Source organism: Lentiprolixibacter sp. (assembly GCF_982873095.1).
Map to the genome: position 1 here is coordinate 1 of NZ_CEYNTP010000032.1, position 6,596 is coordinate 6,596.

The 6,596-nt window shown below is 45.8% G+C and carries 7 protein-coding genes; 1 reads left to right on the plus strand and 6 read right to left on the minus strand.

The features are described from left to right. Positions 1-71 precede the first annotated feature (71 nt). The 4 genes from AC4E7D_RS03625 to AC4E7D_RS03640 all read right to left on the minus strand — a co-directional run bounded on the left by AC4E7D_RS03625 (position 72) and on the right by AC4E7D_RS03640 (position 2,161). Positions 72-581, minus strand: coding sequence for a GNAT family N-acetyltransferase (locus AC4E7D_RS03625; protein ID WP_490172447.1), 510 nt, complete (start codon positions 579-581; stop codon positions 72-74). Between the two features lie 100 nt (positions 582-681). Further along, positions 682-1,113: a hypothetical protein gene (locus AC4E7D_RS03630; RefSeq protein WP_490172448.1), complete on the minus strand. Its 432-nt coding sequence runs from the start codon at positions 1,111-1,113 to the stop codon at positions 682-684. Positions 1,114-1,121: 8 nt separating this feature from the next. Beyond that, complete coding sequence (locus AC4E7D_RS03635; RefSeq protein ID WP_490172449.1) at positions 1,122-1,490, minus strand: DUF2200 domain-containing protein; 369 nt, start codon at positions 1,488-1,490, stop codon at positions 1,122-1,124. Between the two features lie 197 nt (positions 1,491-1,687). After that, entirely contained in the window at positions 1,688-2,161 is a 474-nt protein-coding gene (locus AC4E7D_RS03640) for a hypothetical protein (protein ID WP_490172450.1), read from the minus strand. 204 nt (positions 2,162-2,365) lie between these two features. Here AC4E7D_RS03640 and AC4E7D_RS03645 point away from each other — a divergent pair, with 204 nt between their 5' ends. Further along, positions 2,366-3,880: an NADP-dependent isocitrate dehydrogenase gene (locus AC4E7D_RS03645; RefSeq protein ID WP_490172451.1), complete on the plus strand. Its 1,515-nt coding sequence runs from the start codon at positions 2,366-2,368 to the stop codon at positions 3,878-3,880. A 73-nt stretch (positions 3,881-3,953) separates the two neighbouring features. On the opposite strand, the gene AC4E7D_RS03650 is transcribed toward AC4E7D_RS03645, so the two are convergent. Further along, complete coding sequence (locus AC4E7D_RS03650) at positions 3,954-4,670, minus strand: hypothetical protein (protein ID WP_490172452.1); 717 nt, start codon at positions 4,668-4,670, stop codon at positions 3,954-3,956. 68 nt (positions 4,671-4,738) lie between these two features. Next, positions 4,739-6,406: a gamma-glutamyltransferase gene (gene ggt, locus AC4E7D_RS03655; protein ID WP_490172453.1), complete on the minus strand. Its 1,668-nt coding sequence runs from the start codon at positions 6,404-6,406 to the stop codon at positions 4,739-4,741. Between the last annotated feature and the right edge of the window lie 190 nt (positions 6,407-6,596).

Genomic DNA, 6,596 nt, shown 5'->3' on the forward strand with positions numbered 1-6,596 from the left:
ATGTTAGTTATGGTTTTAAATGTAGCAAATTCCCATTGGGAAAGAAAGGGGTTAAAAAAGTAAGATGGGATTTATCCCTCCCTTAGTTTGGCATAGCGATGCTCGTCGTATACTTGTCCGCTTTTGAAGACTGACCTCCGGAAGATCCCTTCCTTGCGATATCCGTTTTTCTCCAGTGCCTTCATGGAGGCAAGGTTATATTCGAATACTCCGGCATAGATACGTTCCAGGTGCAGTTCCTCAAAACCATATTGGGTCATCAGGGCAATGGCCTGTGTGGCTACTCCTTTACCCCAAAAAGGCTCCCCGATCCAGTACCCGATTTCCGCACTGATGCGGTAGACATCCTCTTGCGGGACCAGGCTGATCACCCCGCAAAATTTATCGCTACGATCTACTATGGCAAAGGTGAGGGCAGGGGTTTCATCTTCTCTGCTGCTGATAAAGTCCCTGGCGTTTTCTTCGGTATAGGGATGGGGAAACTGGTCGCGTACCCGGTCCCAGATCTTTTTGTTGTTGGCCAGCCGGGCCAGGGGTTTGGCGTCAGCAGGAGTAAGCGGCCTTAAGTTAATACTAATCACAACTATTTGGATTTACGGCGATCATCACACCAGATTTGCTACCAGAAGAGCAGCTGAAATGATGATAAATAGCAGGAAGATATATTGTTTACTATTCATACTACTTCTTATTTTTCTTTAGAAGACCAATCAAAATGTTAAGGGGAAAAAGCAACTGCCCCGCAACCGTTAATGCAAACAGGATTATTATGGAATACGTGAGCTGGTCCTTATAGTGAAAATCATATATAGAGGCGCTGTACCATTGCGTAAGTCCCCATACGAGCAGGATTCCGCCAAAGGTCAAACCTGTGTGTGCCCAATACATCCAATTGATCAATCTTCTTTTTGTTATGTATACCAACCAGTATCCCAGTCCTATGATCCCAAGTAAAAACCCTAGGAGGTTACATAAATGCTTAACTGCGAAGACAATATAGGTATCGTGTATATTGATATCTCCCATTTCGGCATCATAAAAGTAACCCACCAGGATCACCATAGGAATAGACAAAAAATAAATGAGGTGGGGTTTCCCTGCGAGTTGATGCATGGAAGAGATTATTTAGGCGTACGCAGGATCTTCTCCATTTTTCGTCCCCGGGCCAATTCATCTACGAGCTTGTCCAGATACCGTACCTTCCGTGTCAGCTCATTTTCGATGTCTTCCACCCGGTAACCGCATATCACCCCGGTAATCAATTCTGCGTTGGGGTTGAGAGTAGCCTTGTCAAAAAAGTCCTCAAAGCTGACTTTCTTATCAATGAGTTCCCGCAGTTGTTTGTCCTCAAAACCTGTTAACCAGGTAATTACCTGATGTAATTCTTCTTTGGTACGGTCTTTCTTTTCAACCTTATTAACATAGTGGGGATAGACTGAAGCGAAAGACATGGCTGCAATGCGTGCATCGTGATGGCTGGTGGTACTCATGTCTTTTGGTTATTGGTTGTTAGTTGATAGTTGTTGGTTGTTGGTTGCGGATCCCTGACACTATCGTTCTCATTCCCCAACTAAGATAATTAAAATAGGAATGCCTTCTGAAGCAAAGGGTTGCAGGTGGCGTCTTTAAGTATTTTAGGAGTTAAAAGGTATATGGCCTTTGGTGGGAATAGTGAACATAGGGCCTTTCACTGATATTTTGTGATGATTTCATAGGTCCAGTTCTTATCCCGTTTGAAGTTTCTGTTAAAATTGGGGGATTTTATCCCGGTATAGATCATTCCTGCCCCGGGAAGGATCAGGTAATAGGCTGAAGTGTCTACAAGGACCCCAATAAGTGCCCCGAATCCAACGGCAAGGGCGCCCCCATAAATAAAGAAGGCGCTCGTGAAAATGGAGGTCAAGAGGGGATTGCGCTTAATTTCCAGGATATCCATTAATTCAACGGGCATATCATCAATAAAAATGGTATTGCTATCCACTATTTTAAAGCGGCCCGAAATTTTTTGCCCGTCAGTCGTCCGGATTTTGATCCGCTTATTGTCTTTGATTATAACATCCTTGCCAGATGCGGGATTAATAATTTTTATGGCCTGTTCCTGGGCCCATGTCTGATTAATAACTAGCAGGCCTAACAGGAGGAGTATTCTAAATGTTGTCATTTCTCTGCAACAGCTTTTTATGTAAAACTAAGTGTTCTGTATTTCCAAATGATTAATTAAAGGTAAACAATTGGAATATGGGTGCAACCATCAATAAAACTTGTTAAAGCATAAATAATACTTATGCTTAACCTAAAATAATTAAATAAAAATTTATGATTTATTCTTCTGATCTTTGCACCCGATAACAATTAAAAATTATATATGGGTACAAAGGTATTGAGCAAACAAACTCAGGAAAAGAATTTAAACACCGCGGTTAAAGTTGCGGTAGCCAAAGGTGACGGTATTGGACCGGAAATCATGAAAGCCACCTTGCGCATTCTGGAAGCGGCAGGGGCAAACATCGAACCCGAATTTATAGAATTGGGGGAAAAGGTATATGAATCCGGGAATACCTCAGGTATAGACGCCAACGCCTGGGAAGCCATCCGCAAGAACAAGGTCATTTTTAAGGCCCCGGTGACCACACCCCAGGGGAAGGGTTATAAAAGCCTGAATGTAACCCTTAGGAAATCTCTGGGCCTGTTTGCCAATGTGCGACCCGTTTCGGCTTTACATCCTTATGTTCCCACCCATTTTCCCAATATGGATGTGGTCATTATCCGGGAAAATGAGGAGGACTTATATGCAGGCATTGAACACCGGCAAACGCAGGACGTGTATCAATGCCTGAAGCTAATTACACGTCCCGGCAGTGAGCGTATCGTGCGCTATGCCTTTGAATACGCCAGGGCCTACGGTAGAAAGAAGGTGACCTGTATGGTAAAGGACAACATCATGAAGATCACCGATGGCCTTTTTCATAGGGTGTTTGATGAAATTGCACTTGAGTATCCGGAGATTGAAAACGACACCCAGATCATCGACATCGGGTCAGCACGACTTGCCGCGAAGCCCGAAAACTACGACGTGATCGTTACACCCAACCTCTACGGTGATATCATCTCGGACATTGCCGCAGAGATAGGAGGTTCTGTAGGCATGTGTGGTTCGGCCAATATCGGGAAGAATGTAGCCATGTTTGAAGCCATACACGGTTCTGCACCGGATATCGCAGGCAGGGGAATTGCCAACCCATCCGGACTTATCAATGCAGCAGTATCCATGCTGGCCCATATTGGACAAGCAGAAGTAGGGGATAAAGTAAAGAATGCCTGGTTAGCCACCCTGGAGCAAGGTTACCATACAACTGATATCCATCAGGAAGGGGTAAGTACACAAAAGGTGAGTACACAGGAATTTGCAGACAGGGTAATTGAAAACCTGGGTAAGACGCCTGATAAATTAAACCGAAGCGTTATTTCATTGGGAAATGGTGAAGTTCGTATTCCGGACTATGTTCGCAAGCCACAAACCAAGGAACTGGTAGGTGTTGATGTGTTCCTTGACTGGCCCGGGAATGACCCGAATGCATTGGGGGATGCCTTGTCTCAGCTGGAAGTTTACAAACTAAAATTAAAAATGATCACCAACCGCGGGGTTAAAGTATATCCTGAAGGATTGAGTGAAACCTATTGTACCGACCACTGGCGCTGCCGCTTTGTTGGGATGGATGCCAATATCAACACAAAAGAGCCGCAATACGCTGCCATAGAATTTGAACAAGTCGTTGCCCTGCTATCCAAATTAAACCACTTAGGGTTTGATGTGATCAAAACGGAAAACCTCTATGAATTCGATGGAAAACGCGGTTTTTCCCTGGGTCAGGGCGAATAGTTAGTGCACATTTAGTTAGTTACTTTCCGGATAATGCATCCGCCATTCTGGTGGGTGCATTTTCTTTTGAGTGCTATGGCTGGATGATATTAAGATCGAGGGTTTCTGGTGGAGGTGGGGGTGGGGGTATGTCAAACATATCATATCCCTCGAATATGATGTGATACTTAAAATATTCAGGCCCCTTTTCTCTATTGACTTTTTCAAATTGTAGCGTAATTTCTTTGAGGATCTGCTTTGTCATCTCTATGGGGTACTTATCCTCAACGTAAATATAAATAAGCGCAGGATTGATCTTTTCATAACCGTGATAGAATGTTTTTCGCACTTCCATTACTCTATTAATTTCAGTTTCGAACTGCTCAATATGTACTAATTTTTCCCAATCCCCGGCAAAATTCAGGAGGGAATCATTCTTCACTTTAATAATATTTCGATTGAAGTAGCATCCTATAATTCCGGATGAAGGACAAACGGTGTAGCCCGTTAACCCATATAGGGTATCCTGATAGGTGAATTCAATTCCTGCTTTAGCATTTTCACAGGAAATCCTGCGCATTTCTGCAAGGAACTCTCTATAATTCCTGTGATTATCCAAATGAATGACTTCAAAATTTGACTGCATTTTCTGCTCTAGAAACCCGTAGGAGTAGAGTATTGGTAAATGATCAGCTTCTGAATACTCCTTGAAATCAGGATCCCAATCACAACTGATAAATAGCAATGGAAAAACTGACCAGAGTAATAAGCGCTTAAATTGCCAGGAATCAAATGTTGCAACCATGCTCAAGTAACAACACATATTGTTCCAAACCGTGGGTCTCTGAAAATAATCGTGCAGTATTTTTGGTCGCTGCTTTAATACCCCGCTGCCTGTCCGTCTTTTCGGGATTCCGAAGCTCCTGTATATACGTTGTTTTTCAGGTCAATGCCAATGGCCTGATACCCGCCGTAAATACCTACAGCGGTCCCGATGCGGTGTCCTTTTTTGCGAAGTTCCCGGACGGTTTCATAGGGGAAACCACTTTCCAGGTTTAGGGTGCCTCCGTTGGTCATTTTTGATCCCGTGGGCTGGGAACTGCCCCTGTGGCGCATGCGGGGGGCATCCCCGGCTTCCTGAAGGTTCATTCCGAAGTCTACCAGGTTTACCACGATCTGGGTATGCCCCTGTGGCTGTACCGCACCCCCCATTAATCCAAAGCTGATCCAGGGCTTACCGTCTTTGGTAATAAAGGCGGGGATGATGGTGTGAAAGGGCCGTTTTCCAGGTTCAAGGGCATTGGCGTGATCCCGGTCCTGTACGTTGAACATCTGCCCCCTGTTTTGCAGTACAAAGCCCAAACCATCCGGAACCATGCCCGAGGCAAATTCGGCATAGATGCTCTGAATAAGGGAGACCATGTTCCCGTCTTTGTCAGCCACCGTCAGATAGGTGGTATTCCCGGTTTCTATTTCCAGGTCCCCGGCAGGGTAGGTATCCGCCGCATTGTTAGGGTCAATGAGTTTCCGGCGCTCCGCAGCATATTCCTTGGAAAGCAGCTCTGCGTAGAATTTGGCCCGGTCTTCATAGGCCAGCTTTTTGGCTTCCGTCAGGACATGAAGGTATTCGGCAGAGCCAAAGCCCATACTTTGGATATCGTAGCCTTCCAGGATATTCAGCATTTGGAGGGCAGCAGTACCCTGTCCGTTAGGCGGTAACTCCCATATATCGTAACCCCGGTAATAGGTGCTGACGGGCTCTACCCAGTTGCCTTTATGTGCAGCCAGGTCTTCATAGGAAAGGAAACCGCCGTGTTTCTTCATATAGGCATCAATGGTACGGGCAATATCCCCCTTATAAAAGGCATCCCTTCCGCCCCTGGCGATCTGTTCATAGGTATTGGCCAGATCGGTGTTCACAAAGACTTCCCCTTTTTTCGGGGGCCTTCCGTTGGGCAGGTAGGTGGCTGCAAACCCGGGCAGGTCTTTCTTATTTTCATAATTGGTGGCCATCTCATAGGCAATCACTTCCGAAACAGGAAAGCCATCACGCCCATAAGTAATAGCAGGTTGCAGGATATCTTCCATCGGCAACTTACCAAACTTATCGTGCAGCATAAACCAGCCATCCACACAGCCTGGGGTAGAAACAGGGAGAGGGCCGAGGAATGGCACGTATCTCATCTCCTTCTCCATGAAATAGTCGATCGTCAGGGATTTCGGGGCACGTCCACTTCCGTTAAAGCCGTACAATTTTTCCGTTTTGGCATCCCAGACGATAGCGAAGATATCCCCCCCGATCCCACAGCTGGCAGGCTCAACCAGGCCCAGTACGGCATTGGCGGCGATCGCAGCATCCATGGCAGATCCTCCCTTTTTCAGGATGTCGAGGGCGGCCTGGGTGGCCAGGGGCTGACTTGTGGCGGCCATCCCATTACGGGCAAGGATCTCAGAACGGGTAGTGAAGGTTTCTCCTGCGAGCCGGTCCTGGGCCTGAAGCCCCGGGATCACCAGCATCAGTATAAGAATTGAAAGTAGCTTTTTCATGGCATTGCACTTTTAACGAGCCTAAAGCTAACAAAAAGGAAGGGATGCAGAAAGTTTGCCCGGAATATGATTATTTTCGTCTGCGCTATGAAATTTGGAAAAGTAGACAACCCTGAAATTATTGATTTCACTATTCCTGAAGACCATCCCGACACACATGCGTTTCTGGCCCAGCAAGGGAATACGGATT

What these genes read in the sequence shown, in the direction of transcription:
- AC4E7D_RS03635 (WP_490172449.1), bottom strand. Translation starts at nt 1,490, where the DNA reads ATGAGTACCACCAGCCATCACGATGCACGCATTGCAGCCATGTCTTTC.
- AC4E7D_RS03645 (WP_490172451.1), top strand. Translation starts at nt 2,366, where the DNA reads ATGGGTACAAAGGTATTGAGCAAACAAACTCAGGAAAAGAATTTAAAC.
- ggt (WP_490172453.1), bottom strand. Translation starts at nt 6,406, where the DNA reads ATGAAAAAGCTACTTTCAATTCTTATACTGATGCTGGTGATCCCGGGG.
- AC4E7D_RS03630 (WP_490172448.1), bottom strand. Translation starts at nt 1,113, where the DNA reads ATGCATCAACTCGCAGGGAAACCCCACCTCATTTATTTTTTGTCTATT.
- AC4E7D_RS03640 (WP_490172450.1), bottom strand. Translation starts at nt 2,161, where the DNA reads ATGACAACATTTAGAATACTCCTCCTGTTAGGCCTGCTAGTTATTAAT.